The sequence below is a fragment of the Spongiactinospora sp. TRM90649 genome (assembly GCF_029382225.1).
In the GTDB taxonomy this organism is placed as follows: domain Bacteria; phylum Actinomycetota; class Actinomycetes; order Streptosporangiales; family Streptosporangiaceae; genus Spongiactinospora.
The window spans coordinates 213,568-239,777 of sequence record NZ_JARLTC010000008.1 but is presented as its reverse complement, the minus strand read 5'-3'; the positions used below and the strand labels follow the sequence as shown (position 1 = coordinate 239,777).

The following is a 26,210-nucleotide window of genomic DNA, read 5'->3' as shown; positions in this document are numbered from 1 at the left end:
CCGTCTCCTACAGGCATGTTCCACGTCGGCGGCGCCCGTTCCGCGCTGTTCAACTGGGCCCTGGCCCAGCGCGACGGCGGGCGGTTCGTGCTGCGCGTCGAGGACACCGACGCGGCCCGCAACCGGCCGGAATGGACCGAGGGCATCATCTCCGCCCTCGCCTGGATCGGCATCCACGGCGAGAATCCGGTGTTCGAGGGGCCGTACTTCCAGTCGGCCTACGAGCCGCAGCACCGCGAGGCCGTCGCCAAACTGCTCGCCGACGGCAAGGCGTACCACTGCGACTGCACCCGCGAACAGCTCCAGGCCCGCACCGGCTCCGAGCACCGCGGCTACGACGGCCACTGCCGCGAGCGGGGCCTGACCGAGGGAGCCGTCCGCTTCCGCACGCCCGACGAGGGCGTCACCGTCGTCGAGGACGTGATCCGCGGCCGGGTCGAGTTCCCCAACGACGCGCAGGAAGACTTCGTCATCGCGCGCTCCGACGGCTCGCCGCTGTACGTGCTGGCCAACGCCGTCGACGACATCACCCAGTCGATCACCCACGTGATCCGCGGCGAGGAGCACCTGTCCAACGCCGCCCGCCAGCAGTTGCTGTGGCCCGCCCTCGGCGCCACGCCGCCCGTGTGGGCCCACCTGCCGGTGATCGTCAACGAGCAGCGCAAGAAGCTCTCCAAGCGCCGCGACAAGGTCGCGCTGGAGTCCTACCGCGACGAGGGCTACCTCGCCGAGGCGATGGTCAACTATCTGATGCTGCTGGGGTGGGGTCCGGGCGACGACCGCGAGATCATGCCGTGGCCTGCGATGGTGCCGCTCTTCCGCCTGGAAGACGTCAACTCCGCCTCTGCCTTCTTCGACGAGAAGAAGCTCCGCGCCTTCAACGGCGAGTACATCCGGGCCCTGCCGCTGGACGATTTCATCGCCCGCTGCCGCCCCTTCCTCGACCCCTCATGGGACCTCAAGGTCTTCGCCGACATCGCGCCCCTGGCCCAGACCCGCGTCGCGGTCCTCTCGGAGATCCGCGCCAACGTCGACTTCCTGTTCCTCGACGAGCCCGTCTTCGACCAGGCGAGCTGGGACAAGGCCATGAAGAACTCCCCGAGAGAGATCCTCGGCGGTTACCTGGAGCGGCTGGAATCCGTCCCCTTCGACCCCGAGTCCCTCAAAACCGCCCTGGAGGAGGTCGGCGAACAGCACGGCCTCAAGTTGAGCAAGTCCCAGGCCCCGGTCCGCGTAGCCCTCACCGGCCGCACCGTCGGCCTCCCCCTCTTCGAATCCATCCAGGCCCTAGGCCGCCCCCGCACCACCACCCGCCTCCGCACAGCCCTGGCCCGCCTCACCCCCTAACCGTCAAGCGACGGCATGGACCGGGCTACCGCCACTGAGCGTAGAGGCACGCTGGGCGTTCGCGCGGGGCTGGCCGGAGGGGGGCACGAGCAGGGATACCGCACCGGCTCCGTCATCCCCGGCCGGCCGTTGGTGGGGACGCTCGCCGTACATGGGGCACGGCACGTCCTGAATCCAGGGCGGCGACGGGGGCTGGGCGATTTCGGCCGGGGCGTGGTCACCGGCCGGTCTGCTCGGTATCGGCGCTTTCCGCGGGAAGGGCGCGCTGCGCGTGCCCTTTGTGAGGCCGGTCGCCGTACGGCGAGGCGGCCGTCACTTCCACCTCGCCGCCGGGGTGACGCCTTGCGTGCCATACGGCGGGCGGGCGCGCAGCGGTGCGGGTGGGCCTTGCTGGAGGGGAAGACCTGGTGGGCTCATCCGGGGCAGGTCCGGCGTCGACGCCCACCAGGTCGGGCTCAAAAATTCGCGTCAGCCTACCTTGTTCACCCAGATCCGCTTGACGGGCCACGGGGTCAGCCGCACGGACGAGATCTCGCCGGCGGGCCTCCAGTCGCCGGTCATCAGGATCGGGCCCGCGAGCGGGTGCGACTGCTCGACCGCGACGCCGTGCAGACCGGTCCCCCCTGTGCACAGGCTGTAGGCCACGCCGCTGGTGATCCAGGTGGTGCAGCCGGTCGGGGCGGCCATGGCGGAGGAGGGGGCGAGTGCGGCCGCGCCGAGGCAGAGGACCGCCGACCCGGCCACGGTGGCGAGCTGACGACGAAAGCTCATAAAGGGCTCCCTAGAGCAATGGGGGGTGAAGCGAAGGCACGCCTTCTTTTAGGAAAGTTTCCTAAAAAAAGGCTAGATCGCAAGCTCCCGTGAGTCAATGGCCGATCCCTCGGTGACCACTGGGACCGCCAATAGTCATGAACGCCGGTCACCATCGGCCGTCGGCCGGCAGGAGACTCCAACCGAACCGGGCTCAGCGGGGCGGGTTCGTGGCGAAGGGCCAGTCCAGGCCGCCCTTGCCGGGCATACCGAGTCGTGCGATCCGCGCCAGACCGGCACGTACGGTCACGCGCTGCAAGGCGATGTCGGCAGACCGCCGCCTATGCGGCCTCGAATCGGTAGAAGCGATCGAGCACGCTCATCCCGTTTCCCGGTCACCGTTCCGAGCCACGACGACGAGCGTGCGGCCAGCGGCTCATCGCCCGCATGACCTTGATCATCTACGCGGGCATGGCAGCCGCGGCCCTCGCGGGGGCGTGGTGGTACCGGACAGGGAGGGCCGTCCGGTACTCCGCGCCAGGGGTGTGTCAGGACAGGCCGCGGCGGGCCAGCAGTGGGGCGATGTCGGGGGAACGGCCGCGGAAGGACTCGAACGCGACCATGGGGTCGAGGCTGCCTCCCCGGCTGAGGAGTTCGCGGCGGAAGGTGTCGCCGTTGCGGCGCAGCAGCCCGCCGTTCTCCTTGAACCACTCCACCGTGTCGGCGTCGAGCACCTCGCTCCAGATGTAGGAGTAGTAGCCGGCGCTGTAGCCGCTGGCCCAGATGTGGGCGAAGTAGGAACTGCGGTAGCGGGGCGGGACCAGCGGGAGATCGACACCGGCCTGGGCGAGGGCCCGCTGCTCGAAGGACTCCCAGTCGGTCACCTCGCTGTCGCCGCCCTCGGTGTGCCAGGCCCAGTCGAGGAGGGTGGCCGCCAGGTATTCGACCGTGGCGAAGCCCTGATTGAAGCGCTCGGCCTCGATCATGCGGTCGACCATGGCCTGCGGCATCGGCTCGCCGGTCTCGTGATGCCTGGCGTAGTTGACCAGGATCTCGGGCCAGACAGCCCACATCTCGTTGACCTGCGAGGGGTACTCCACGAAGTCGCGCGGGACCGAGGTGCCCGAGAAGCGGGGAAAGCGCACGTCGGAGAACAGGCCGTGCAGCGCGTGCCCGAACTCGTGGAACATGGTGTTGACCTCGTTGAAGGTCATCAGGGTGGGCTCGCCGGGCGGCGGTTTGACGATGTTGAGGTTGTTGACCACGACGGGCTTCTCGTCCATCAGGTGCGACTGCTTGACCAGGCTGTTCATCCACGCGCCGCCGCGCTTGGACTCTCTGGCGTAGAAGTCGCCGAGGAACAGGCCGAGCGGTGCGCCGTCCTCCTCGAACACCTCGAACACCCGCACGTCGGGGTGGTAGCCCCGCAGGTCGGGGCGCTCGGTGAAGGACAGGCCGTACAGCTTGCCCGCGGCGTGGAAGACGCCGTCGCGGAGCACCCGGTCGAGCTCGAAGTAGGGACGCATCCGCGCCGTGTCGAGGTCGAAGCGGGCGTTGCGTACCTTCTCCGCGTAGAAGGCCCAGTCCCAGGGTTCCAGGGCGAAGCCCGCCTCGGCCTGCAACGCCTCGGCCTCGGCGTGGGCGTTGGCCACGGCGGGCGGGACGAGGGTGGCGAGCATGTCGGTCACCGCCTGGGGTGACGGGGCCGTCTGGTCGGCCACGACGTAGTCGGCGTGGTCGGCGTAGCCGAGCAGGCGGGCGCGCTCGGCGCGCAGGCGGGCCATGCGCGTGATGATGTCGGCGTTGGCCTGGCCGCCCCGGCCGATGGACGCCTTGTACAGCCGTTCGCGCATGCCGCGGTCGGTCAGCGAGCCGAGGTCGGGCTGACCGGTGGGCAGGACGAGCGAGATCGCGTACTTGTCCGTGAGACCCCGGGCCTTGGCGGTCTCCGCGGCGCTCTCGGCGGAGATGCCGTCGAGCAGGGCCGCGTCGTCCACCACGACGGTGGCCGCGTTGGTCTCGGCCAGCAGGTTCTGCTCGAACGTGGTGCCCAGCCGGGACAGCTCGTCGTTGAGCTCCATCAGGCGCTTCTTGTCGGCCTCGCTCAGCTTGGCCCCGGCGCGCACGAAGTCGGTGTGATAGCGCGTGAGCAGCCACGCCTCGTCGGGGGCGAGGGTGTCGCGCGCGTCGTAGAGCTTCTTGATCCGCGCGAACAGGGCGGGGTCGAGCCTGATCGTGTCGCTGTGCTTGGCGAGGCGGGGCGTGACCTCTTTCTGGATCTCCCGGATGCCGGGCGTGCTGTCGGAGGAGACCTGGTTGAAGAAGACCGTGGAGACCCGGTCGAGTACCTGCCCCGATCGTTCCAGCGCCGCCACGGTGTTGTCGAAGGTGGGCGGCTCGGGATCGGCCGTGATGGCGGCGACCTCGGCGAGCTGCTCCACCATGCCGCGTTCGAAGGCGGGCAGGTAGTGCTCCTCGCCGATCAGCTCGAACGGGGGCAGGTGGTACGGCAGGTCGCTCGGAGTGTAGAAGGGGTTCGCGGTCAAAGTCGGGTCTCCTCACGCGTGTTCCTGGGATCTATCCTTCCTTACCCGGTCGGTCCCGGACGCCATGCGGGTATTCGTTTTGGTCTCCGGAGCGAAGCTGGGCTATCCTTACCGACGTCGCCGCGAGAGATTCCAGCGAGGATCACCGCGCGGTGGGGTATGGTGTAATTGGCAGCACGACTGATTCTGGTTCAGTTAGTCTAGGTTCGAGTCCTGGTACCCCAGCAAGTGTCTTCCAAGGCGGATGTCCCGATGGACAGCCGCCTTTTTCATTTCAGGCCAGGCCGTCGAGGAAATCGACGATCTTCGCCCCCAAGCAGTCGTATCCGCCGGAGTTCAAAGCGGACGCCGTCGCGTTGTACCCGTCCGATCCGGGACGGACGCCGGCCTCGGTGGGGTTCTTGGTGGAGGAAGGCCAGAACCTGTTGTGGTCTGCGGCGGTCGGCTCCGGCGAGGGGTCGTTCGTCCCGGGAGGCCGTGCGTTCGGCGGACTCGGTCTCGCCCGTGGCGGTGGGCCCCGAAGACGGCGCCGCCCGGATGCCGGTGGGCGGGCCCGGATCGGACCCGCCCGCCGTCCTGTCGGCGCCGCTATGCGGCGACGGTGAGGGTGACAGGAATCTTGAGGACCGGCTGCCGTCCGCTGGTGGAGCGGATGAGGAGTTCGCCGGTGCGGGTGTCGCCGGGGGCCAGGCCGGTGGTGTCGACGGTGAGGGTGAGGGTGGCCGAGCCGTTCCTGAGGAGGCCGCCTTCGGCGGGGGAGACGGTCAGCCGGTCTCCTTCGGTGGTGGCCTCGTAGGGGGTGGGCGCGGTGCCGCTGTTGGTGAGGGTGACGGTCGCGGTCCTGGTGGTTCCGGGCGGGGCGGTCACGTTGATCTCGGTGGGCGCGGCGGTGACCTTTCCGGTGATCAGCGCGCTGTCCAGGGTGGTGACGGCCTGGGCGGTGACGGTCACGTCCTTGAAGGTCGTGCCGTAGTGCTCCTTGGACACCCTGGCGGTGTGGTTCCCGGCGCGGATCTGGCCGGTGAAGGTGCCGTCCTCGCCGGTGGTGAGCGTGGCCACGTGGGGGAACTCGACCGTCGCGCCGGATACCGGCTCGCCGTCGTTCGCGTCGGTGATCTTACCGCGCACCACGCCGTACCGCGGCGTGGTGCCCACCGTGGCCGTGTTCGTTCGCTGACCGCTACGTACGGCTCGTCGCCGGTCTCGCACGTGTAGCCGAACTCGTCACTGCGCGGGGGCAGGTCGAAGTTGCTGGTCAGGTCTCCGGCCACGGTGATCTGCTCGGCGGCCTCGGGGAGGCAGAGGGGAAGGCGGATCTCCAGCCGGTAGGAGCCGTGCGGCAGGGTGAAGCGGTAGCGCCCGGCGGTGTCGGTCCGCATCCTGAACGACGTGCCGGACACGGTGACCGTGGCGCCCGGGAGGGGAACGTTGTCCGTGCTGACGGTTCCCGAGACGTCCCCATGGGGCCCCCGCGCCAGGGTGAAGCCGGCGGTCGCGGCCTGGCCGTCCACGACCGTGACCGTCTGGCCGGCGGCGGGCTCGTGGCCGAGCTTGGCCGCGGTCACCTGGTAGACGCCCGGTACGAGGCGCGGCATGGAGTAGGTGCCGTCACCGTGCCGTTGCCCGCCCCCGCCCGCGACCGGATCTCCGCCTGGCTGCCGGCCCGCTGAGTGTGGACGGCGTCACCGAGGTGGTGCTCGCCGCCGGAGCCGACGCGGGCATCACCGGGCTGCGGCCGACCGCGCTGCGGCACACCCACGCCACCCGGCGCGGATGTCCCGATGGACGGCCGCCTCCTTGATTTCAGGCCAGGCCGTCGAGGATATCGACGATCTTCGCCCACGCCGCGCGTGCGGGGGCGTGCGCGCAGCGGACGGTTCGCACGTTGAAGCGATTGCCCGGGGTGAGGGCGTCGGCCTCTCGGATCATCCGGTTCTGCAGGGCGATCGGGATCAGGCGGTCTTCCGAGTGGCGAATGTAGGTGCGCGGCACGCGGCCCCACGCCTCCTTCCGCCCACGGGCGTCGGCCGTCGCGATCAGCGGCGAATCATCGGGAAGTGAGCCGTTGAGCATCGCCATGAACTCGGCGTCGGAGCCGTCGGCCATCAGCGCGGCCTTGACCGGGCCGAGGAACGCGGGGTCGGCGGTGCGCCAGTTGATCCGCACCGCGCCGATCGTCGCGGGGTCGGCGAGCACCCCGGCCAGGAGCGCGCCGACCTGGGTCGGCGAGCCTTCCGGTGTGGACAGGTAGGAGTCGGCGCTGGGCAGCTCGGTGCAGCAGAAGGCCGAGTCGTATACGAGGTGGTCGATCAGGTCGGGGACGGCGTCGGCGGCCTTGGTGATCGTGACGCCGCCCATGCTGCCGCCGACGAGGATCACGGGACCATGGGCCGCCGCTCGCCGCACCGTGGCCACGGTGGCCTTCACATAGTCGTCGAGGGTGACACCGGCCATGATCGATGGCTCGCTCGCCAGAGCTCGCAGGTCTTGCGGCGCCTGATAGGACGCGCGGAACTGAGTGTCGGCGGACCCGTGGCCGGGCAACTCGACCGCGACCGTGCGGTGGCCGCGCAACGCGAGCTCCGAGTCGGCGGAGGTGCCGCCGTTGGCGCCGGTGACGAACACATATGTGGTCACGCGGCGCTTCCGGGACCCGGTCGCCATGCCCCCGGCACCGGCTCCGGCGACACCCGCGACCCCGGCGAAGGCGGAGGACTTCAGCGCATTGCGGCGTGAGAACTCGTTCATGGCTCAAGGCTGGCAAGTGAAGGCCAGAGCGCGGATCGCCTGATCGGTTCATCGATCGGGGAATGGCTTATCCACCGATCGGTGGATAGCCGACATCCACCGATCGATAGGCCCGCTGGGCGATCCGCGATCGGGCCGATCGGCCGCATGCTCAATGGCATGGCGGTCATCGAAGTACGCAATCTACGTAAAGAGTACGGCCGGCAGGTCGCGGTCGACGATGTGTCCTTCACCGTGGAATCCGGAGAGATCTTCGGAATCCTCGGGCCCAATGGCGCGGGAAAGACGACCACCGTCGAATGCGTCGAGGGATTGCGGCGTCCCGACGCGGGCAGGGTGCGGGTCCTCGGCCTCGACCCGGTCACCGAAGGCCGCCGCCTGCGCCGCCGGATCGGGGTGCAACTTCAGGAGAGCCACATCCCCGAGCGTCTGAAGGTCTGGGAGGCCCTCGACCTCTACGGCTCCTTCTACGAGCGGCCTGCCGACTGGCGTCGGCTGCTCGCCGATTGGGGGCTCTCAGGTAAGCGCGACACCCCTTTCGCCAAGCTCTCCGGCGGCCAGAAACAGCGCCTCTTCATCGCCCTCGCGCTGGTGGGCTCACCCGAGCTGGTCGTCCTCGACGAACTGACCACCGGGCTCGATCCCCAGGCCAGGCGTGACACGTGGGATCTGATCGAGCGGATCAGGGCCGCTGGGGTCACGGTCGTGCTGGTGACCCACTTCATGGAGGAGGCCGAGCGGCTGTGCGACCGCCTCATGGTCATCGACGCGGGCCGGGTCGCGGCGATCGACAGCCCCGCGGGGCTGATCTCCCGCTCGGTCCCGGAACAGCGCGTCCGCTTCCGCCCCTCGATCCCGCTCGACGAGCGCCTGCTCACCGCGCTCCCGGAGGTCACCCGGGTCAGCGTCAACGGCCCGCGCGTGGAGGTCTCGGGCACCGGAAACCTCCTCCACGCGGTCACCTCGGTGCTGGCGCGCCACCAGATCATCGCCACCGACCTCCGCGTCGACCAGCCCAGCCTCGACGACGCCTTCGTCGCCCTCACCGGCACCCGCCCGCATCTTTCTGAAGGTCCCGATCCCGGCCCCGAAGGCCCATCGCCGTCCACCGGCCATCCCTCCCGGTAACTGAGGCATTGAGCTCGCGGCCACCCATTACACGGGCACTCAGGTCGGCCGCTCTGCCAGACCTGACAAATGGAGGAAACGAATGACCGTACTGGTGAAATACGAGTGGAAGCTATTTCTCCGCGATCCGGCCGCGACATTGGTGGTGCTGGTTCTACCGGTCGGAATGGTGGCGCTGTTCGGGGCCATCATGGCACCCGATAACGGGCAGGACGGGATCGAGACCTTCTTTCCCTCGGCGGCGATCGCGCTCGGGCTCGCGCAGCTCGGAATGAACCTGCTGCCGACGACCATGGCGAGTTACCGGGAGAAGGGCGTCCTTCGCAGGATGGCGGCCACACCCGTTCACCCGGCCAGGCTGCTCGGCGCTCAGCTCGCCGTCGGCGTGGCGCTGGCGGTGATCTCGATGGCGCTGGTGGTGGTCGTGGGCGTGGCCGGGTTCGGGTTCGATCTGCCGGCGCGGGTCCCGGCGTTCCTGCTCAGCTTCGTGCTCGGGGTCATGTCGCTCTTCGCCGTGGGCCTCCTGGTCGCGGCGCTGGCGCCGAGCGGGCGCGTGGCGACGGGCATCGGCATCGGGCTCTTCTTCCTGAGCATCGTCTTCGGCGGGATCTTCATGCCGGCGGAGAGCCTGCCCCCGTTCATGGTGAGCGTGGGCGACTACACGCCGCTGGGTGCGTTCATGCAGTCGCTTCGGGCGAGTTGGGCGGGGGCCTGGCCCGAGCCGCCGCATCTGGCGGTGATGGCCGCGGTCGTCCTGGTGAGCTCCCTGCTGTCGGCGAAGATGTTCAGGTGGGAGTAACGGCCTGAACGGCACGGCGGGGGTGATGACGTGGGAATGATGGAGATCAGCTGGCTCGGTCCCGACGAGGGGATGGACGAGGACGGCAAGGGGATGTGGGTCTTACTGGCCCTCGCTTACGGCGTCCTGGTCGTCTCCGTCCTCGCCGCGGTGGCGCTAGGACAGGTCGCCGGGCAGACCTGGCCCCTCGTGCTGCTGGCCGCAGCGTGGCTGCCCGGCATGTACTGGCTCTATCCCCGGCGTCGCACGCACCTGGCACTGGCGATCATCCACTACGCGGGCATCCTGGCGATCGGCGCGGCGCTCGTGGCGACCAGCGTGGCGTTCACCCTCTTCCTGTCCATCGGCTACCCGCTGACCAGCGTGCTGTTCCCGAAACGGGCCGTCATGCTGGGGGTCGCCGCGACCGCGATCGTCACGGTCGTCGCGCAGAGCAGCCCGAGCGGCGAAGGGTTCGGGCAGATCGACCTGATCACGGCCCTGCTGGGGTTGTCCCTGCCGCTGCTGTTCGTCGGCTGGCAGGTCGGCCTGGAGAGCGAGCGCCGCAGGAAGGCCAACGAGCGGCTGCAGGCGGCGCTCGCGGAGAACGCCGGGCTGCACGCCCAGCTCGTCACGCAGGCGAGGGAGGCGGGGGTGCTCGACGAGCGGCAACGGCTGGCCAGGGAGATCCACGACACGATCGCCCAGGACCTCGTGGCGCTGATCGGGCAGCTCAGGGCCGCCGACTCCGCCCACGACGATCATGAGCAGTGGCGCAGGCACAGCGACCAGGTCGCGGTCCTCGCCGGACGCGCGCTCACCGAGGCCAGGCGTTCGGTGCGGGCGCTGCGGCCCGAACCGCTGGAGGACGCGCATCTGCCGGAGGCCCTGGCCGACCTCACCGCCCGCTGGGGCCGCGACGCGGGGATCACCCCCGACTTCGAGGTGACCGGTTCACCGGTCAGGCTGGTCGCGGCGATCGAGGTGACCCTGTTCCGGGTCGCCCAGGAGGCCCTGTCCAACATCGCCAAGCACGCGCGGGCCGAGCGGGTCGGGGTCACACTCTCCTACCTGGACGACACGGTCCTTCTGGACATCCGCGACGACGGCACCGGCTTCGACGACCAGACCACGAGCAGAACCGGCTTCGGCCTGAGCAGCATGCGCCAACGCACCCGCGGCGTCGGCGGCACCCTCTCCGTCGAGAGCGCCGCCGCCCAGGGCACGGCCGTCGCCGTCGCCGTACCAGCGATCGCCGCCGATCCGACCGCACCGACGACCACATTGGACCAGGAATGGCAGCCGGCGATGGGCAATCGGCCGCGGTGGTCTCCTCAGCAGTGAACCCGGCCGATCTGGTCGCTTCGGCGATCACGTGGGATCTGGGGTGACGGTTGGTGGCGGCAGACGGGTGCGGGGTGTTCTCCGTGCGGGCGGCCCCGGCTGATCTGGTTGCTTCCTGGGAGCCGTGTTGGGCCGGTGGCGGCCCCATGCTCTCGTCAGTCGGTGGCGGCCTGTCGGGCGAGAGTGGACCGGTCTGCCGTACTGGTGGTGTGTGGCGGGGCGGGTGCTGCGGGGGGCAGGAGTTATGCGGGCGCGGGAGGTTGGGGGGTTCGTAGGGTTGGGGTGGGTGATGGAGAGGGGGGTGAGGGCGTTGGGTGATGAGGTGGCGATTCGGGTTTTGATTGTGGATGATCATCCGATCGTGCGGGATGGGTTGCGGGCGGCGTTCGCGACTGTGGCTGATATCGAGGTGGTGGGGGAGGCCGGGGACGGTGCCGAGGCTGTTCGGGTGGCGGGGGAGCTGGCCGTCGATCTCGTGCTCATGGATCTGCGGATGCCCGGGATGGACGGCGTGCGGGCCACGCGGCGGTTGCGGGAGGCGGTGCCGGGGACGCGGGTGCTGGTGCTGACGACGTTCGACACCGACGCCGACGTGCTGCCCGCGATCGAGGCGGGGGCGACCGGTTACCTGTTGAAGGACGCGCCCACCGAGGATCTGCTGCAGGCCGTACGCGCCTCGTATCGTGGGGAGACGGTGCTCGCGCCGTCCGTGGCCGGGGTTCTCGTGGGGCGGGTGCGCAAGCCGTCCGCCAGCGCGCTGAGCCCCCGGGAGACGCAGGTGCTCAGGCTCGTCGCCGGTGGGGCGACCAACAAGGAGGCCGCCGCCCGGCTGTTCATCAGCGAGGCGAGCATCAAGACCCACCTGCTGCACGTCTACGCCAAGCTCGACGTGCGTGACCGGGCCTCCGCCGTCGCGGAGGCGTATCGGCGGGGGCTGCTGGACTAGATGGATGACGAGATGCGTGCGCCCGTGCAGGAGTTCCGCGTCAACCGCGACTTCGGCAGGTTCGTGCTGCCGTTCGTCGCCCTGCTGGTGATGTTCTTCCTGGTGACGATGCTCCTGGGCGGGATCTTCACGACGACCGCCATCGGGGGCGTGCTGGTCGGGCTGGCGGCGACGGCGGTCCTGGTCCTGGTGCTGAAGGTGAAGTACGACCGGATGGTCGCGGGCACCGTCGTCCGGTTCTCGCCGTCCGGCGTGGAGCTGGAGGACGCCCTCGGGTTCCGCGTGAGCCTGGCCTGGCCGGACATCACGCGGGTGGGGCGGGTGGAGACGCGGATGGCGAGTCCCCGGAAGGTCGGACGCCCCGGCGGCATGCGTGTGCGCGCCGGGGCGACCGAGGCGCTCGGGTTGATCGGCTGGGGCGAGCGCGTCGTTCCGCGCAGGGTTCCCGGCTGGATGCGCGCCCGGCTCGCGGAGGCTCCCGTGGATCCGCGCACCGGTCGTCCTCAGGTCGCCATCCCGCTCGGCGAGCTCGACCCCGCCTGGCAGGAAGGTGAGATGGGAGCCTGGGTCGCCCGTCACCGCCCCGATCTCCTGCCGGTCAGCGCGTGATCAGCGCGGCGGTCCAGTCGATGTAGGCGGTGGGCAGCGCGGCCAGCGACTCGGCGATCTCCCCGCGCGGCAGGTCGGGCAGCGGCGTCTCGGCGGCCATCCGGCGGCAGCGCTCGATGGTCCGCTCTACCAGGTCGCCGCGCCGCAGGGCGTGCAGGATGTGCTCCACCTCCTCCTCGGTGAGGCGGCGGCCGAGCAGTTCGCGCACGCCGTCGAGGCCGGGCTCGGCGAGCGCCCACAGCAGCGGCAGGGTGTAGACGCCGTGCCGGAGGTCGTTTCCGGCCGGCTTGCCGAGGACGGCGGAGTCGGCGGCCAGGTCGAGCAGGTCGTCGAGGATCTGGAAGACCTGGCCGAACCGCTCGCCGTACACCGCGAGGCCCACCCGCTGCTCGGGCGCGGCGTGCGCGCAGTGCGCCGCCACCAGGCAGCTCGCCCGGAACAGCGACGCGGTCTTGCCGGTGATCGACCGCATCGCGTCCTCGGTGGTGCGTTGCGGGTCGAACAGGCCGGCCGTCTCCTGGAACTGTCCCTCGGCCAGTTCGACGGTGGTGTTGGCGAGGGTCTCGGCGACCGGGCGGGACACGGCGGTGAGCGCCGCGAGCCCGGCCCTGGCCAGCATGAAGTCGCCGATCACCAGGGCCCGGGGGGCGCCCAGTTCGGCGTTGAGGGTCTGGGCGCCGCGCCGTTCCACGGCCTCGTCCATCAGGTCGTCGTGGACCAGCGATCCGGCGTGGATCAGTTCGACGCACGCGGCGCCCGTGATCAGCCGCCGGGTCGGGGCGCCGCCGAGCGCCAGGCCGGTGGCCAGGGTCAGCGCGGGCCGCAGCCGTTTGCCGCCCGCCGACGTGATCCGGCCGGTCGCGTCGTTGATCGCCGCCAGCCGCGAGGAGTTGCTGAGCCGGCGGATGGTCGCCTCCACGCGCCGCAGGCCGTCCCGTACGGGCGCGTGCGCGGTGAGGGTGCCGCCGGGGGAGCCGCCCCGGTGCCGTCCCGCGCCCGCGTCCGAGGTGGGCGGTTCGGGGGCTCCCCGGCTCGCGTGGGTCGCGGGCGTGGCGGACCGGTACGCGCCGCCCGTCGTGGACGCCAGGGAAGCGCCGGTCAGGGGTGCTAAGGGACCGCCGGTCGCGGGCGGGAACGCCGATGGCGAGGCCGTGACGGCGTCAGGCGAAGGGCGGCCGGTGGTCCGGGCGAGATTTCCTGTCATGTCCTCCACGGTGCATCGTGGGGGCTGTGTGTGGGCTGAGACCGGCTGAGTCGTTTCTCAGCTCGGCGGACCCTGGCGCTAACCGTTTTGCCCACCACTTGGGGTGCGGTAGAGTTACTGCCGTCGCCAGGGAAACCGAGCGACACGGGGAGGGTCTCAACGCCCTCCCGATGTATGCGGTCCCGTCGTCTAGTGGCCTAGGACGCCGCCCTCTCAAGGCGGTAACGCCGGTTCGAATCCGGTCGGGACTACTCGCAGCAGCAACACCCCTTGGGAGATCTCCCAGGGGGTTTTTCGCGTTTCCGGGCACCATCACTTGACTGGAGAGCGCTACTATCCAATGATTGGAGAGTGACGCTATCTAACGGGATGAAGATGATCACGCTGCTCGCCGACGGACGCGAAGAACGGATCGAGGGGCTCGTGCTGCCGCACGGCGCGCCGGTCCTGGGATGGGAGCGCAAGCCGCACGGCTGGTGCCGTGGAGACGCCTGCGTCCCGGCCTTCAGGGCGGCGGTGGCCGACGTGCCCGCAGAAGACGGCTCAGCGGGCCCGGGAGTGGATCTGACGGCCTTCGCAGGGCTCCTGGGCCGCGAGGTCGTCACGGACGCCGAGGAGGGCGTGGTGGCCGTCGGGGAGCCCGAGGGGCTGTCGGCGGGAGAGGCTCCCGACTTCACCCTCGGAGACTTCACGTTGTCCGCCCGCCGGGGCACGAAGATCGCGCTGGTGTTCTGGGCGTCCTGGTGCGGCTGCCGCTACGACCTGGCCGCGTGGGACGAACTGCACCGCGAGCTGGCCGGGTCCGGCTTCGCCGTGGTCAGCGTGTCGCTGGACCGCCGCGCCGACGACGCCGCGCCGTGGATCGAGGGGCTCGCGCACACCGCGCTGGTGGACACCGAGGGGCGGGTGTCGGAGCTGTTCAACGTGGTCAACGTGCCCACCGTGGTCTGGATCGGCGAGGACGGCCGGATCGCCCGCCCCCAGGACACCATGACCGCGACCGACACCTTCCGGTCGATGAACGGGCTGTCCTCGGACGCCGCGAAGGCGGCGCTGCGCCGGTGGGTGCGGGAGGGCGAGAGCGGGCTGAGCGCGCAGGCCGTACGGGAGCACCTGCGGGCCTCGACCGCCGCCGAGCGGGTGGCCCGGCTGCACGGCCGGATCGCCGCGTGGCTGTTCCGCCAGGGCCGCCGGGCGGCGGCCGAACGCCACCTCGCGGCGGCGGCGGAACTGGCCCCGCACGACGTGTCCATCCGTCGCGGGCTGATGCCGCTCGCGGGGGTGGACCCGTTCGGCGACGAGTACTTCCGGCTGCGCGAGGAGCTGGAGACCAGCGGCGTCGCGATCTACCGCCCGCTCCCCGACTGGCACCAGGCCGGCTGAGGGGCGGGCGCCCGGCGGTCACCGCCGGGGCCGTCCGGCCACGGCAAGCCCCCACCACCCGACGCCCTGCCCAGGCCCGGCCCCGGTGCCCGAGCGCTTCTCAGGCGCGGTCCGCCCGCGCCGTTACGGCACCGGCCAACGGCCGACGCCCAACCCGCCCAACCGTCATGACGCCAAGGGCCGGAACCCCTGGCGCGAAAACGGGCACAGGCGTCGCCGGCCGGAGCGGGCAGGCGGCGTTCAGTTGGCGTTCAGTTGGCGGAGGAGCGGGCCTTGAAGAGGGCGCGCTTGGCGGCCTTGCCGACCTGGCGGTCGGGGTGGGCCTGCCCGATGGCTTCCAGGAGCTCCTCCAGGTGCGGGTGGGGGACCTTCCAGATGACGTCGAGCAGGTTGCACAGGTCGCCCGCCGAACCGATGTCGTGCAGGCTGCTGACGAACTCCTGGCGCCCGAGACCGGCGGAGATGGTCCACATGTCGAGGATCAGCCATTGCGTATCGGCCTGGGTGGGCTCCGGGGCCTCCTCGACCTCAAGCTGCGTCAGGTGGGTCGCGGCGTAGGGGCGCAGCGAGGAGATCTCCAGGGCCTCCTGCCACGCGGGCACCGCCTGATCGCCGAGCGTGCCGACCATGCTGGCCGCCTGGACCCTGATCAGCGCGTCGGCGTCGTCCTCGGCCGCCGCCTGGAGCAGTTCCCTGGCCGCCTGCGCGGGCTCGCGCAGCTTCATCCACGCGGCGAACTCGGCGTCGGCCTCGTCCTCGGGCAGCTCGGCGCTGAAGGACAGCAGGTCGAGCGCGGTCATGGCGTCGATCGCGGGGCGGGCGTCCACCTCGATGTCGGCGTCGTCGACCAGGTGGACCACGCCCTCGAAGCCGAGGGGGGTCAGGCGAACGTCGTCGCCCTCGACGGTCACGATGCGGTATTCCTTGAGCCAGTCGACCACGGTGGCCAGCGCGTCGCCGTTCTGCTCGGTGGCCGCGGCCCAGGCGTCGGCGCCGAGGTCGTCGAGGTCGGACACCGCCTCCTCCAGCTCGGCGCGCAGCTCGTTCAGGTCGCGCGAGCCCTCGGCCACGAGCAGGCGGACCAGCGCCGCCCTGGTGAGGCCGGACAGCGTGAGGGTGAGCTCCTCGTCGTCGAGCTCCGGGTCGCCGTAGTCGACCGACTGGAGGCCGAGCAGCCAGACGTCGAGCACGTCTTCGTCGTCGTCGAACGGCCAGGCGGCGGTGTCGTCGGCCACGCCGACCGTGTCGTCGCCCTGCGGCAGCAGGAACTCCAGATCGACGGCGAGGTTCCAGACGTTCCACAGCGCGGGGACCCGCTGGGCGAGCGGCGCGTCGTCGTCGCCGGTGGCGGGCGGCGGCTCCGGCAGGCCGGTGGCCGCGAGCGCCTCCTTGATCTCGGCGTCGGTGAGCAGGCTCTCCTCGCCGACCTTGCGCGACGGCCCGACCCAGATCGCGAGGTCACGGGTCGTCGTGAGCAGCGGCACCGCGCGCGCCGCCTCGGCCAGCTCGACGTCGGGCCGCAGCCGGATCGTCGGCAGCCCGCCGATGACGTCGGCGAACGGCTCGAAGTCGCCCAGGCTCTCGGCCTCCTCGGCGTCGTCATCGTCGTCGGAGTCGTAGTCGGCGACCTCGTCCATCGCCTCGGTGAACTCCTCCTCCAGCTCCTCCAGCTCGTCTAGCAGCACGTCGAGCTTGTCGGAGCCCTCGGCCAGGCGGCCGGTCTCGGACATGAAGGTGAGGTAGGCCCGCACGGCGGGGATCATGCCGTCGGCCGCCTCCTGCGGGTCTTCGACGACCTGAGGCATGCGGTCGAGCAGGATGGTGCGGAGGTCTTTGCGCCTCCACCTGCCGATATGGGGGGATGCCGCCAGCCGATGCCAGAGTACAGCGGGCCCGACCAGATCGGGATCGCTGTCGGGCGCGTGCTCAGGCGCCCACAGGATGAACTCTTGGAGCAGGGGACGCAGCTCAGCGGCGGCTGCCTCGATGCGATCTGTCACTCGCCCAGGCTAGTCGCACCGAAGAGCGCTTGCCTCCCCATATCCATTGGCGGACGGCGTCAATTGACGCATTGATCCTGCCCGTTGTACCGACGGGCGGAGGCGATGCGCGGCTCGCGTCAGTTGGCGCGGCGCATGGCCTCGGTGATGCGTTCGGCGGCGGTGACCACGGGGGCGGCGTGGAGGCGGCCGGGGGTGCGGGTGAGGCGTTCGATGGGGCCGGACACGGAAACCGCGGCGATCACCTTGCCGCCCGCGCCGCGGACCGCCGCAGAGACGCTGGCCACGCCCTGTTCGCGCTCGCCCACGCTGTGCGCCCAGCCGCGCCTGCGGACGCTGGACAGGGTGGCGGCGGTGAACTTCGCGCCGCGCAGGCCCCGGTGCAGGCGGTCGGGCTCCTCCCAGGCCAGGAGCACCTGGGCGGCCGAGCCGGCCGTCATGGGCAGGGCGGTGCCGACGGGGACGGTGTCGCGCAGGCCGCTGGCGCGCTCGGCGGCGGCCACGCAGACCCGTTCATCGCCCTGCCGCCGGTACAGTTGGGCGCTCTCTCCGGTGAGGTCGCGCAGTTGGGTGAGCACGGGAGAGGCCACGGCGAGCAGCCGGTCCTCGCCGGCGGCCGTGGACAGCTCTGAGAGCCGGGGGCCGAGCACGAAGCGGCCTTGTGTGTCGCGGGTGACGATGCGGTGGTGTTCGAGGGCCACGGCCAGCCGATGGGCCGTCGGCCGGGCGAGACCGGTGGCCTGCACGAGCTGCGCCAGCGACGCGGGGCCGGCTTCGAGGGCATTGAGCACGAGAACGGCCTTGTCCAGTACGCCGACTCCGCTAGAGTTGTCCATAAGCCGATACTGCAGTCTCGCGATATGAGAAGGCAAGTCAGATAAGTGGGAGGCGAGCCAATGGGTCGCACACTGGCCGAGAAGGTCTGGGAGCAGCACGTCGTGCGGCGTGCCGAGGGAGAGCCCGACCTCCTCTACATCGACCTGCACCTGGTCCACGAGGTCACCAGCCCGCAGGCGTTCGACGGCCTTCGCATGGCGGGCCGCAAGGTGCGCCGTCCCGAGCTCACCATCGCGACCGAGGACCACAACGTGCCGACGCTGCTCGGCCCGATCAGCGACCCGGTCTCGCGCACCCAGGTGGAGACGCTGCGCAAGAACTGCGCGCAGTTCGGCATCCGGCTGCACCCGATGGGCGACGCCGGGCAGGGCGTGGTGCACATCATCGGCCCGCAGTTCGGGCTGACCCAGCCGGGCATGACGATCGTGTGCGGCGACTCGCACACCTCCACGCACGGCGCGTTCGGCGGCATCGCCTTCGGCATCGGCACCTCCGAGGTCGAGCACGTGCTGGCCACCCAGACGCTGCCGTCGTACCGTCCCAAGACGATGGCCATCGAGGTCTCCGGCGAGCTGCCCGCGGGCGTCACGGCCAAGGACCTGATCCTGGCCATCATCGCCAAGATCGGCACCGGCGGCGGCCAGGGCTACATCGTGGAATACCGCGGCGAGGCCATCCGCAAGCTCTCCATGGAGGGCCGGATGACCGTCTGCAACATGTCCATCGAGGCCGGGGCCCGCGCGGGCATGATCGCGCCCGACGAGACCACCTTCGAGTACCTCAAGGGCCGCCCGCACGCCCCCTCCGGGGCCGACTGGGACGCCGCGGTGGAGTACTGGAAGTCGCTGCGCACCGACGACGACGCAGTCTTCGACAAGGTCGTCGAGATCGACGCGAGCACGCTCACGCCGTTCGTGACCTGGGGCACCAACCCGGGCCAGGGCGCGCCGCTGAGCGCCGTGGTGCCCGCCCCCGACACGTTCGACGACCCGATCGCCCGCTCCGCCGCCGAGCGCGCCCTGGAGTACATGGGCCTCCAGGCGGGCACGCCGCTGCGCGAGATCGCGGTCGACACCGTCTTCGTCGGCTCCTGCACCAACGGCAGGATCGAGGACCTCCGGGCCGCCGCCGACGTGCTGCGCGGCCGGCAGGTGGTCACCCGCACGCTGATCGTGCCGGGGTCCATGCAGGTCAAGAAGGCCGCCGAGGAGGAGGGCCTGCACGAGGTCTTCACCGCGGCGGGCGCCGAGTGGCGTGAGGCGGGCTGCTCGATGTGCCTGGGGATGAACCCGGACACGCTGTCGCCCGGCGAGCGCAGCGCCTCGACCTCCAACCGCAACTTCGAGGGCAGGCAGGGCAAGGGCGGCAGGACCCACCTGGTCTCGCCCGCCGTGGCCGCCGCCACGGCCGTGACCGGCCGCCTGACCGCCCCCGCCGACCTGTAACGACCGGTAAGGAACGACACCGACGATGGACGCATTCACCACGCACACCGGGCGCGCCGTGCCGCTGCGCCGGAGCAACGTCGACACCGACCAGATCATCCCGGCCGTGTGGCTCAAGCAGGTCAGCCGGACCGGGTTCGAGAAGGGGCTGTTCTCCGCCTGGCGCGAAGACCCCGCCTTCGTGCTGAACGACCCGGTCTACGAGGGGGCCTCGATCCTGGTCACCGGGCCGGAGTTCGGCACCGGGTCCTCCCGCGAGCACGCCGTGTGGGCGCTTCAGCAGTACGGCTTCCGCGCCGTGATCTCGGCGAGGTTCGGCGACATCTTCCGCAGCAACTCCACCAAGATGGGCCTGCTGCCGGTGGTCCTGCCGGGCGAGACCGTGGAGGAGATCCAGGCCGCGGTGGAGGCCGACCCGGCCACCGAGGTGACCGTCGACCTCGGCGAGCGCGAGGTCCGCTGGGCCGGTCGCGCCGCCGGTTTCGAGATCGACGACTACACGCGCTGGCGGCTGATGGAGGGGCTCGACGACATCGGGCTGACCCTGCGTGCGGCCGACCACATCACGACATACGAGAATGGTCGGCAGTCATGGCTGCCGACCACCGTCTGACCGGACCCGACGGCCCGCGGGCTCATCCCGCGGGCCCGTCCACTCCTGCTCTGAACATCCAGCCCGAACTCGCGGCCGAGTTCGAGGGCGGGAACGAGTTCGAGAGCGAGGAGGAACTGGCGCGGCGGCTGCGTGAGACGCATCGCCGCGTCCGCGCGCTCGGGCTGCCGCCGGAGCGGCGGGACCGGCTGGCGCGCCGTCTGCTGGCCATCTGCGACGTCTCCAAGCGGGACCTGGCCCACGCCGGGGCCCGCCTTTCGGTCTTTCTCCGCGATCTGGCCGTGCTGGAATCCGAATCGCACCCCGCGGGAGGGCCGGAGAGCCTATCGGACGGGGCTTCCGACACGCCGAGTAGGCGAAACTTCGCGCATGGTGATTGAGTCCTGGCTCGCCTTCCCCTAATTTCAAGCGAGAAGGGGTTTGGTGAACCGTTGCCTGGTGTGCTGGAACCCCGTGCCGTTACAGGGGGAGCAACCTAGATGAACAAGCGGGAACTCGTCGATGCCATCGCGGATCGGGTCGGCGACAAGAAGACCGCCAATGAGGCGGTGAATGCCGTCCTCGATGCCATTCAGAAAGCGGTCGCGGGCGGGGACAAGGTCTCGATCACCGGTTTCGGCGCCTTTGAGATGGTGCACAAGCCGGCTCGTACGGCAAGGAACCCTTCGACCGGTGCTCCGATCAAGGTGGCCGAGAGCTGGGCTCCGCGGTTCCGCCCGGGTGCGGATTTCAAGGAGCAGGTCAACGCCGGGGGCAAAAGGGTAAAGAAGAAGTAGACCGGCTCGCGGTATGGGCGCCCGGGGCGATCCACGCCCGGGGCGCCCCGCCTTGTTCCTGGCCCGGCTTGTTCCTGGCCCGGCTCGTTCCAGCCGACGCCCGCCGGGCCCGCCCTAGTCGGGTAGGGGGAAGGTGGACAGGGTGATCGCGGTGATCTCGCCGCCGGTCAGCCGGATGTTGACGCGTTGGCCGGAGCGCAGCAGGCGCAGCGGACCGGCGTCGAACGCCTGGGTGCCGAACGTGAGCACGCTGCCGTCGTCGAGGAAGACCGAACCCGATCGGGTCTCTTGATCGTATGTTCGCACTGTCGCCTGCACACGTTCAGCGTAGACCGGTGGGCGGGAATATGAGCCTGGCGACTTCCGCCGTGCGCGGTCCGACGCCGAGCGACAGGGCGTCGGCCAGGTCGGCGGGGGTGTCCACGTCCCGGCGGACCGAGGGGATGTCGTCACGGTCGAGTTCCTTGGCCCCGCGTCCGAGGTGCCTGGCGCGCGACTCGCCGCCGAACCCGGGCGTGAACGGCGTGCCGGGCAGGGTGCCGTAGAAGGTGGTGCCGACTCCGGCGGCGTCCGGCACGAACGACATCTCGAAGTCCTCGGCTGCGGCGAGCGCGGCGTCCAGTTCGGCGGGGCGCAGCGCGGGGAGGTCGGCCTGGAGGGCCCCGACCGCGTCGCCGGGGGCCAGGCGCACGGCTTCGGCCGCGCCGCGGCGCAGGGCCGCGTTCAGGCCCGCTTGGGGATCGTCCACCACGTGGCCGCCCACGTCGCGCAGCGGCCCGGCGGCCTGGGGGTCGCCGGTGACGACCACGACCCGCGCCACGCGCGGGCAGAGCAGCGCCGCCGACACGGTGTCGCAGGCGATCGCGACGGCCAGGGCCGTGCGGTGCGGCCCCGCCGCCTCGGTGAGCCTGGTCTTGGCCGCGACCAGGGTCTTCACCGGGACCACGAGAGACCAGGCGGAACTTTCCGATGCACGCATACCCTTAAGCATCGCGCCTCGACACCCGCGCGCCGCAACCGGGAGACTTGCGGCGTGCGCCGCCCCGCGTGGACAGGAGGAGCCGATGACCCGCCACGATCGACCTTCGCGCTTTTGGGAGTACGTGGCCGTGGTGCTGATGAAGCCACTGTCACTGGCCCTGATGCGGCGCGACTGGCGGGGGAGAGAGCACATTCCGGGCACCGGCGGGGTGATCATCGCGGCCAACCACCTGTCCTGGACCGACCCCGTGCTGCTCGGGCACTACCTCTACGACAACGGGCGCTGGCCCGTGTTCCTGGCCAAGTCGGGCATCTTCGGGGTGCCGGTGCTGGGCAAGATCGTGGCCTGGCTGCGCACGATCCCGGTCTACCGCGACACCGCCGACGCCGCGAACTCGCTCCGGGCGGCCGAGCGGGCGGTCAGGGGCGGCGCGTGCGTGATCTTCTACCCGGAGGGCACCTGCACGCGCGATCCCAACCTGTGGCCGATGAGCGGCAAGACGGGTGCCGCCCGGCTGGCGCTGGCCACGGGCGCGCCGGTCGTGCCGGTGGCCCACTGGGGCGCGCAGGAGCTGCTGCCGTACGGGGCGAAGCGGCCGAGGCCGTTCCCGCGCAAGACGTTCCACATCAAGGCGGGGCCGCCGGTCGATCTGTCGCGATACGCCGGACGGCCGGCGCACACTGACGTGCTGCGCGACGCCACCGCCGACATCATCGCGGCGATCACCGCCCAGCTCGCCGATATCCGCGGGGAGAAGGCGCCTGACGTCCCGTTCGACAGGAACGCGCCCGACCCGGGCGGCGACGCACCCGAGGGTGGCGAGACGGACACCGGAAGACGCTCGGACGGTTGATCGCAGCGTACGGTAATGAAATGAGCAAAGCCGCCGTTTTCGGGACCGGTTCGTGGGGCACCACGTTCGCGACGATTCTCTGCGCCGCAGGAACGCGGACCACCATCTGGGGCCGTCGTGCCGAGGTCGTCGATGAGATCAACCGGCACCACCGCAATTCCGGCTATCTGCCGGGGGTCGTTCTTCCCGACTCGCTGCGCGCCACGACTGATCCGGCGGAGGCTCTGGACGGCGCCGAGTTCGTGGTGCTCGCCGTCCCCTCGCAGTCGCTGCGCGGCAATCTCGCCGAGTGGGCGTCGGCGATCCCGCCCAGGGCGATCCTGGTCAGCCTGATGAAGGGCATCGAGCTGGGCACCACCAAGCGGATGAGCGAGGTGATCAGGGAGGTCGCGGGGGTTCCCGAGGAGCGGGTGGCGGTCGTGTCCGGGCCCAACCTGGCGCCGGAGATCGCCCAGGGGCAGCCGGCGGCCACCGTCGTGGCCTGCACCGACGAGGTCGTGGCGCAGCGGCTCCAGGAGGCGTGCCACGCGCCGCCGTGGTTCCGTCCGTACACCAACACCGACGTGGTCGGGGTGGAACTGGGCGGGGCCGTCAAGAACGTCATCGCGCTGGCCGTTGGCGTCGCGGTGGGGATGGAACTGGGCGACAACGTGCGGGCGATGATGATGACCAGGGGACTGGCGGAGATTTCCCGGTTGGGTGCGGCTCTGGGGGCAGATCAGCATACTTTTGCGGGTTTGGCTGGAATGGGAGACCTTGTAGCGACTTGTGCGTCACCATTGTCCAGGAACCGCACTTTCGGCGAGAATTTGGGTCGCGGAATGACCTTGGCCGAAGTGATCGCGGCCACCAAGCAGACCGCCGAAGGTGTGAAGTCCTGCGAGTCGGTGCTCGAACTGGCGAGGAAACACGACGTGGAGATGCCGATTACCGAGGTGGTGGTGGGTGTCGTGCACGACGGCCTGAGCCCCGGCGAGGCCGCGATGCTGCTGATGTCGCGGTCGCCCAAGCCCGAACGGTACGGAGTGTGACTTCTTAGTGTGACTGGACCACGACGCGCCCGACGCAGACTCGGTGAGAACACCCGTTCCATCCACCTGCCCCCGCCGGAGAGCCCCGCCCAGTCGACCTTCGGCCAGCCGGTCTGGCGGGCCGCGGCGTGGAACTTCCGCGACTCGGCCGAGTACGACGACGCGCTCGGCGACCGCGCCCCCGGCCACACTCACGGGCGCGTCGACAATCCGACCACGGCCTCCTTCGCCGCGGCCGTGGCCTTCCTGGAGGGCGCGGCGGCGCCCGAGGACGTCGCGGGCCAGGCTTTCGCCTCCGGCATGGCGGCCATCCACGGCGTGTTCATGGCGTTCCTGCGCGCCGGATCGCACGTGATCGCCCCGACCCAGTTGTACGGCGGGACGTTCTCGCTGCTCACCAACGTGCTGAGCAGGTTCGGGGTGAGCGCCGACTTCGTGGACCACACCGACCTCACCCGCGTCCACGCCGCCGTCCGGCCCAACACGAAGATCATCTTCGCGGAGACCATGGCCAACCCGACCATGGCGGTGGCCGACCTGCGCGGCCTCTACCGGATCGCCCGCAGCGCGGGGGCGCTCCTCGTCGTGGACTCCACGCTGGCCACCCCGATCGTCTGCCGCCCCCTGGAGCACGGCGCCGACCTGGTCGTCCATTCGGCGACCAAGTACCTCGGCGGCCACGACGACTCCACCGGCGGGGTGGTGGTCGGCCGTCCCGACCTGATCCACCAGCTTCGCGAGGTCCGCGTCGACACCGGCGGCTCGCTGTCGCCCGACGACGCGTTCCTGCTGCGCAGGGGGATGGAGACGCTGACCCTGCGGGTGCGCCGGATGTGCTCGACCGCGATGGTGTTCGCCGCGTCGCTCGCCAAGCACCCGGCCGTCCGCCGGGTCGACTACCCGGGCCTGCCCGGCCATCCGGGCAACCGGCTCGCCCGCCACCTCTTCGACTCCGGCCCCGAGGGCACCCGGTACGGCGCGTGCGTCACCATCACGCCCACCGGCGGCTACGAGGCGGGGGCCGCCCTCGCCGACGCCCTGCGCCTGGCCGGGATCGGCACCTCGGTGGGCGGCACCCACACCAGGGCGGCGCACGTGGCCTCGACCTCGCACCGCCGTCTCGCCGAGGGCGCGCTGGCCGCGTCGGGCATCGACGCCGGGGCGGTTCGCTTCTCGGTCGGGCTGGAGGACGCCGAGGACCTCATCGCCGATGTGACCAGGGCGCTTGATTCCCTTCGCCCGGTAGGAGCCCAGTAGAGGCACAGTAGTTCGGAGACGTGTCGGCTCGCCGGGTCTGACCGTTGAGGCGGTAGATTCGGGCATCATGAACGAGCAGCGGGAGCCCCGTCCACGGGTCGCCATCGTCTTCGGCGGCCGAAACTCCGAGCACGCGGTGTCACTACTCGGAGCGGGAAGCGTGCTTTCCGTCATCGACCGGTCGAAGTACGACGTGGTGCCGGTGGGCATCGCCCAGGACGGCAGGTGGGTGCTCGCGCCGGGAGACCAGCGGTTCGCCATCGAGGCGACCGTTGACGAGTCGGGTACGGCGCTCGCGCTGCCGTCCGGTGAGGCGTCGCTGGTCGCGCTCTCGCCCGGGAGCATCCCCGTCGAGCTGGGCGCGGTGGACGTGGTCTTCCCCGTCCTGCACGGTCCGTTCGGCGAGGACGGCACGATCCAGGGCCTGCTGGAGATGGCGGGGGTGCGATATGTCGGCTCCGGGGTGCTGGCCAGCGCCGTCGGCATGGACAAGGCGTACATGAAGGCGGTGCTCGGCGCGGCCGGGCTGCCGATCGGCGAGTACGTGGTGATCCGTGACCGAGACTGGCGGCTCGACCGCGACCGGGTGCTGAAGGAGGTCCACGAGCTGGGCCTGCCGGTGTTCGTCAAGCCCGCGCGGGCCGGGTCCAGCCAGGGCATCTCCAAGGCGTCCTCCCCTGAGGAGCTGGAGGCGGCCGTCGAGCTGGCCAGGGAGCACGACCCCAAGGTGCTCGTGGAGGCCGCGATCCCGGGGCGCGAGGTCGAGTGCGCGGTGCTGGAGTCGCTGGACGACGCGCCGCCCCGCGCGAGCCGGCCGGGCGAGGTGCGCGTCCGCGACGACCACGAGTTCTACGACTTCACCGCGAAGTACACCGAGGGGCACATCGACCTCGACATCCCGGCCGGGATCCCGGAGGAGGCGGCCGAGGAGCTGCGCGCCATGGCGGTGCGCGCGTTCGAGGCGCTGGGCTGCGAGGGGCTGGCGCGGGTCGACTTCTTCTACACCCCGGACGGCCGGGTCGTGCTCAACGAGATCAACACGATGCCCGGGTTCACGTCCACGTCGGTGGCGCCGCAGCTCTGGGCGGCCACGGGCCTGCCGTACGCGGGGCTGGTGGACCATCTCATCCAGCTCGCCCTGCGCCGCCCGCCGGGACTGCGCTGAGACCGGAACTCAGGCGGGCAGGGTCTTGGCGATCGGGGCGGACAGTGCCCCGAGCACCTCGCCGGGGTCGTGCGTGCGCGCGATGGTGACCTCGACGTAGCCGCTGCCGGTCACGGCGGTGTAGAGGGTGGGGAGCTTCGGATCGGCGAACCAGCCGACGCCGTTGATCTCCGAGAGGCGGTCGGTCGGGGCCATGGCGGCGGGACGCGGGACACCGCAGCGCAGCGCGATCTCTCCCGCGCCCCACACCGCCACGTAGGGCGACTTCGGCTCGGACTCCACTCGCTCGGCTCCGTCGAGAGTGCCCGGCAGCAGGTCGTTCAGCCGTCGGCACGCGGCGGCGGTCTCGCCCTGCGGGACCGGCGGCTCCACCTGCACGGCGCCGCCGCAGGCGGCGAGCGCGAGCACGGCGACGGCCAGTGTCAGGGTGGCTCTCAGCGGCGTTCTCAACGTGCGGGTCCGGTGGTG

The 26,210-nt window shown here is 70.8% G+C and carries 27 protein-coding genes and 2 tRNA genes; 19 read left to right on the top strand and 10 right to left on the bottom strand.

Annotation, left to right across the window (positions count from 1 at the left end; all coding sequences use genetic code 11):
- The first annotated feature begins 15 nt into the window (after positions 1–15).
- Entirely contained in the window at positions 16–1,347 is a 1,332-nt protein-coding gene (gltX, locus tag P3X83_RS12180; protein WP_277305095.1) for a glutamate--tRNA ligase, read from the top strand.
- Between the two features lie 468 nt (positions 1,348–1,815).
- On the opposite strand, the gene P3X83_RS12175 is transcribed toward gltX, so the two are convergent.
- Both P3X83_RS12175 and P3X83_RS12170 read right to left on the bottom strand, forming a co-directional pair.
- Positions 1,816–2,118 (bottom strand): hypothetical protein, encoded by a 303-nt coding sequence (locus tag P3X83_RS12175; RefSeq protein ID WP_277305094.1) that lies wholly within the window; start codon positions 2,116–2,118, stop codon positions 1,816–1,818.
- Positions 2,119–2,645: 527 nt separating this feature from the next.
- On the bottom strand, positions 2,646–4,643 hold the full coding sequence (locus P3X83_RS12170; protein WP_277305092.1) for a M3 family metallopeptidase: 1,998 nt from the start codon (positions 4,641–4,643) through the stop codon (positions 2,646–2,648).
- 153 nt (positions 4,644–4,796) lie between these two features.
- Between P3X83_RS12170 and P3X83_RS12165 the strand changes: the two genes are divergently transcribed.
- Positions 4,797–4,868: transfer RNA gene (locus P3X83_RS12165), tRNA-Gln, on the top strand.
- A gap of 363 nt (positions 4,869–5,231) precedes the next feature.
- Here the strand turns inward: P3X83_RS12165 and P3X83_RS12160 are convergent.
- The gene (locus P3X83_RS12160) at positions 5,232–5,798 is read right to left on the bottom strand and encodes a PEGA domain-containing protein (RefSeq protein ID WP_277305091.1); all 567 of its coding nucleotides are present in this window, start codon (positions 5,796–5,798) and stop codon (positions 5,232–5,234) included.
- Positions 5,799–6,103: 305 nt separating this feature from the next.
- Between P3X83_RS12160 and P3X83_RS12155 the strand changes: the two genes are divergently transcribed.
- A complete protein-coding gene (locus tag P3X83_RS12155; RefSeq protein WP_277305090.1) occupies positions 6,104–6,313 on the top strand; it encodes a hypothetical protein in 210 nt (69 codons plus the stop codon).
- 2 nt (positions 6,314–6,315) lie between these two features.
- Positions 6,316–6,444 carry a hypothetical protein gene (locus tag P3X83_RS12150; RefSeq protein WP_277305089.1) on the top strand — a complete coding sequence of 43 codons (129 nt, stop codon included), beginning with the start codon at positions 6,316–6,318 and terminating at the stop codon, positions 6,442–6,444.
- 2 nt (positions 6,445–6,446) lie between these two features.
- Here the strand turns inward: P3X83_RS12150 and P3X83_RS12145 are convergent, their stop codons facing one another.
- Complete coding sequence (locus tag P3X83_RS12145; RefSeq protein ID WP_277305087.1) at positions 6,447–7,391, bottom strand: alpha/beta hydrolase; 945 nt, start codon at positions 7,389–7,391, stop codon at positions 6,447–6,449.
- Positions 7,392–7,550: 159 nt separating this feature from the next.
- Here P3X83_RS12145 and P3X83_RS12140 point away from each other — a divergent pair, with 159 nt between their 5' ends.
- The 5 genes from P3X83_RS12140 to P3X83_RS12120 all read left to right on the top strand — a co-directional run bounded on the left by P3X83_RS12140 (position 7,551) and on the right by P3X83_RS12120 (position 12,196).
- Positions 7,551–8,519, top strand: coding sequence for an ABC transporter ATP-binding protein (locus P3X83_RS12140; protein ID WP_277305086.1), 969 nt, complete (start codon positions 7,551–7,553; stop codon positions 8,517–8,519).
- Between the two features lie 82 nt (positions 8,520–8,601).
- Positions 8,602–9,318, top strand: coding sequence for an ABC transporter permease (locus P3X83_RS12135; RefSeq protein ID WP_277305084.1), 717 nt, complete (start codon positions 8,602–8,604; stop codon positions 9,316–9,318).
- Positions 9,319–9,357: 39 nt separating this feature from the next.
- Positions 9,358–10,641, top strand: coding sequence for a sensor histidine kinase (locus P3X83_RS12130; RefSeq protein WP_277305083.1), 1,284 nt, complete (start codon positions 9,358–9,360; stop codon positions 10,639–10,641).
- A gap of 289 nt (positions 10,642–10,930) precedes the next feature.
- Positions 10,931–11,587 (top strand): response regulator transcription factor, encoded by a 657-nt coding sequence (locus tag P3X83_RS12125; protein WP_277305081.1) that lies wholly within the window; start codon positions 10,931–10,933, stop codon positions 11,585–11,587.
- 12 nt (positions 11,588–11,599) lie between these two features.
- Positions 11,600–12,196: a hypothetical protein gene (locus P3X83_RS12120; RefSeq protein ID WP_277305080.1), complete on the top strand. Its 597-nt coding sequence runs from the start codon at positions 11,600–11,602 to the stop codon at positions 12,194–12,196.
- Here the strand turns inward: P3X83_RS12120 and P3X83_RS12115 are convergent.
- Positions 12,186–13,400, bottom strand: a complete 1,215-nt coding sequence (locus P3X83_RS12115; protein WP_277305079.1) for a polyprenyl synthetase family protein — start codon at positions 13,398–13,400, stop codon at positions 12,186–12,188. The genes P3X83_RS12120 and P3X83_RS12115 overlap by 11 nt on opposite strands.
- Positions 13,401–13,578: 178 nt before the next feature.
- On the opposite strand from P3X83_RS12115, the gene P3X83_RS12110 reads away from it, so the two are divergent.
- Positions 13,579–13,651 (top strand) — tRNA-Glu (locus tag P3X83_RS12110).
- Between the two features lie 100 nt (positions 13,652–13,751).
- Positions 13,752–14,783, top strand: coding sequence for a TlpA disulfide reductase family protein (locus P3X83_RS12105; protein ID WP_277305078.1), 1,032 nt, complete (start codon positions 13,752–13,754; stop codon positions 14,781–14,783).
- 251 nt (positions 14,784–15,034) lie between these two features.
- On the opposite strand, the gene P3X83_RS12100 is transcribed toward P3X83_RS12105, so the two are convergent.
- Both P3X83_RS12100 and P3X83_RS12095 read right to left on the bottom strand, forming a co-directional pair.
- Positions 15,035–16,783 carry a hypothetical protein gene (locus P3X83_RS12100; protein ID WP_277305077.1) on the bottom strand — a complete coding sequence of 583 codons (1,749 nt, stop codon included), beginning with the start codon at positions 16,781–16,783 and terminating at the stop codon, positions 15,035–15,037.
- 119 nt (positions 16,784–16,902) lie between these two features.
- On the bottom strand, positions 16,903–17,619 hold the full coding sequence (locus P3X83_RS12095; RefSeq protein ID WP_277305076.1) for an IclR family transcriptional regulator: 717 nt from the start codon (positions 17,617–17,619) through the stop codon (positions 16,903–16,905).
- 60 nt (positions 17,620–17,679) lie between these two features.
- On the opposite strand from P3X83_RS12095, the gene leuC reads away from it, so the two are divergent.
- The 4 genes from leuC to P3X83_RS12075 all read left to right on the top strand — a co-directional run bounded on the left by leuC (position 17,680) and on the right by P3X83_RS12075 (position 20,454).
- Complete coding sequence (gene leuC, locus P3X83_RS12090) at positions 17,680–19,065, top strand: 3-isopropylmalate dehydratase large subunit (RefSeq protein ID WP_277305075.1); 1,386 nt, start codon at positions 17,680–17,682, stop codon at positions 19,063–19,065.
- A gap of 25 nt (positions 19,066–19,090) precedes the next feature.
- Positions 19,091–19,678 carry a 3-isopropylmalate dehydratase small subunit gene (gene leuD / locus P3X83_RS12085; RefSeq protein WP_277305074.1) on the top strand — a complete coding sequence of 196 codons (588 nt, stop codon included), beginning with the start codon at positions 19,091–19,093 and terminating at the stop codon, positions 19,676–19,678.
- Positions 19,657–20,058 (top strand): hypothetical protein, encoded by a 402-nt coding sequence (locus P3X83_RS12080; RefSeq protein WP_277305073.1) that lies wholly within the window; start codon positions 19,657–19,659, stop codon positions 20,056–20,058. The genes leuD and P3X83_RS12080 overlap by 22 nt, the downstream gene beginning before the upstream one ends.
- Positions 20,059–20,157: 99 nt before the next feature.
- On the top strand, positions 20,158–20,454 hold the full coding sequence (locus P3X83_RS12075) for an HU family DNA-binding protein (RefSeq protein ID WP_277305072.1): 297 nt from the start codon (positions 20,158–20,160) through the stop codon (positions 20,452–20,454).
- 114 nt (positions 20,455–20,568) lie between these two features.
- Here P3X83_RS12075 and P3X83_RS12070 read toward each other — a convergent pair whose 3' ends face one another.
- Both P3X83_RS12070 and cofC read right to left on the bottom strand, forming a co-directional pair.
- Entirely contained in the window at positions 20,569–20,772 is a 204-nt protein-coding gene (locus P3X83_RS12070) for a hypothetical protein (RefSeq protein ID WP_277305071.1), read from the bottom strand.
- A 4-nt stretch (positions 20,773–20,776) separates the two neighbouring features.
- Positions 20,777–21,433, bottom strand: a complete 657-nt coding sequence (gene cofC, locus P3X83_RS12065; RefSeq protein WP_277305070.1) for a 2-phospho-L-lactate guanylyltransferase — start codon at positions 21,431–21,433, stop codon at positions 20,777–20,779.
- 85 nt (positions 21,434–21,518) lie between these two features.
- Here cofC and P3X83_RS12060 point away from each other — a divergent pair, with 85 nt between their 5' ends.
- The 4 genes from P3X83_RS12060 to P3X83_RS12045 all read left to right on the top strand — a co-directional run bounded on the left by P3X83_RS12060 (position 21,519) and on the right by P3X83_RS12045 (position 25,742).
- The gene (locus P3X83_RS12060; protein WP_277305068.1) at positions 21,519–22,289 is read left to right on the top strand and encodes a lysophospholipid acyltransferase family protein; all 771 of its coding nucleotides are present in this window, start codon (positions 21,519–21,521) and stop codon (positions 22,287–22,289) included.
- A 20-nt stretch (positions 22,290–22,309) separates the two neighbouring features.
- A complete protein-coding gene (locus P3X83_RS12055) occupies positions 22,310–23,320 on the top strand; it encodes an NAD(P)H-dependent glycerol-3-phosphate dehydrogenase (RefSeq protein WP_277305067.1) in 1,011 nt (336 codons plus the stop codon).
- Between the two features lie 9 nt (positions 23,321–23,329).
- A complete protein-coding gene (locus tag P3X83_RS12050) occupies positions 23,330–24,577 on the top strand; it encodes an aminotransferase class I/II-fold pyridoxal phosphate-dependent enzyme (RefSeq protein WP_277305066.1) in 1,248 nt (415 codons plus the stop codon).
- A 67-nt stretch (positions 24,578–24,644) separates the two neighbouring features.
- On the top strand, positions 24,645–25,742 hold the full coding sequence (locus P3X83_RS12045) for a D-alanine--D-alanine ligase family protein (RefSeq protein WP_277305065.1): 1,098 nt from the start codon (positions 24,645–24,647) through the stop codon (positions 25,740–25,742).
- A gap of 9 nt (positions 25,743–25,751) precedes the next feature.
- On the opposite strand, the gene P3X83_RS12040 is transcribed toward P3X83_RS12045, so the two are convergent.
- Positions 25,752–26,192, bottom strand: a complete 441-nt coding sequence (locus P3X83_RS12040) for a DUF3515 domain-containing protein (protein ID WP_277305064.1) — start codon at positions 26,190–26,192, stop codon at positions 25,752–25,754.
- Positions 26,193–26,210: the final 18 nt, after the last annotated feature.

Bases quoted from the DNA above. Each gene is read 5' to 3' on its own strand.
- gltX (WP_277305095.1), top strand. From the start codon at position 16: ATGTTCCACGTCGGCGGCGCCCGTTCCGCGCTGTTCAACTGGGCCCTG.
- P3X83_RS12175 (WP_277305094.1), bottom strand. From the start codon at position 2,118: ATGAGCTTTCGTCGTCAGCTCGCCACCGTGGCCGGGTCGGCGGTCCTC.
- P3X83_RS12155 (WP_277305090.1), top strand. From the start codon at position 6,104: ATGGGGCCCCCGCGCCAGGGTGAAGCCGGCGGTCGCGGCCTGGCCGTC.
- P3X83_RS12145 (WP_277305087.1), bottom strand. From the start codon at position 7,391: ATGAACGAGTTCTCACGCCGCAATGCGCTGAAGTCCTCCGCCTTCGCC.
- P3X83_RS12140 (WP_277305086.1), top strand. From the start codon at position 7,551: ATGGCGGTCATCGAAGTACGCAATCTACGTAAAGAGTACGGCCGGCAG.
- P3X83_RS12135 (WP_277305084.1), top strand. From the start codon at position 8,602: ATGACCGTACTGGTGAAATACGAGTGGAAGCTATTTCTCCGCGATCCG.
- P3X83_RS12130 (WP_277305083.1), top strand. From the start codon at position 9,358: ATGGAGATCAGCTGGCTCGGTCCCGACGAGGGGATGGACGAGGACGGC.
- P3X83_RS12125 (WP_277305081.1), top strand. From the start codon at position 10,931: ATGGAGAGGGGGGTGAGGGCGTTGGGTGATGAGGTGGCGATTCGGGTT.
- P3X83_RS12120 (WP_277305080.1), top strand. From the start codon at position 11,600: ATGCGTGCGCCCGTGCAGGAGTTCCGCGTCAACCGCGACTTCGGCAGG.
- P3X83_RS12115 (WP_277305079.1), bottom strand. From the start codon at position 13,400: ATGACAGGAAATCTCGCCCGGACCACCGGCCGCCCTTCGCCTGACGCC.
- P3X83_RS12095 (WP_277305076.1), bottom strand. From the start codon at position 17,619: ATGGACAACTCTAGCGGAGTCGGCGTACTGGACAAGGCCGTTCTCGTG.
- leuC (WP_277305075.1), top strand. From the start codon at position 17,680: ATGGGTCGCACACTGGCCGAGAAGGTCTGGGAGCAGCACGTCGTGCGG.
- leuD (WP_277305074.1), top strand. From the start codon at position 19,091: ATGGACGCATTCACCACGCACACCGGGCGCGCCGTGCCGCTGCGCCGG.
- P3X83_RS12080 (WP_277305073.1), top strand. From the start codon at position 19,657: ATGGCTGCCGACCACCGTCTGACCGGACCCGACGGCCCGCGGGCTCAT.
- P3X83_RS12075 (WP_277305072.1), top strand. From the start codon at position 20,158: ATGAACAAGCGGGAACTCGTCGATGCCATCGCGGATCGGGTCGGCGAC.
- cofC (WP_277305070.1), bottom strand. From the start codon at position 21,433: ATGCGTGCATCGGAAAGTTCCGCCTGGTCTCTCGTGGTCCCGGTGAAG.
- P3X83_RS12060 (WP_277305068.1), top strand. From the start codon at position 21,519: ATGACCCGCCACGATCGACCTTCGCGCTTTTGGGAGTACGTGGCCGTG.
- P3X83_RS12055 (WP_277305067.1), top strand. From the start codon at position 22,310: ATGAGCAAAGCCGCCGTTTTCGGGACCGGTTCGTGGGGCACCACGTTC.
- P3X83_RS12045 (WP_277305065.1), top strand. From the start codon at position 24,645: ATGAACGAGCAGCGGGAGCCCCGTCCACGGGTCGCCATCGTCTTCGGC.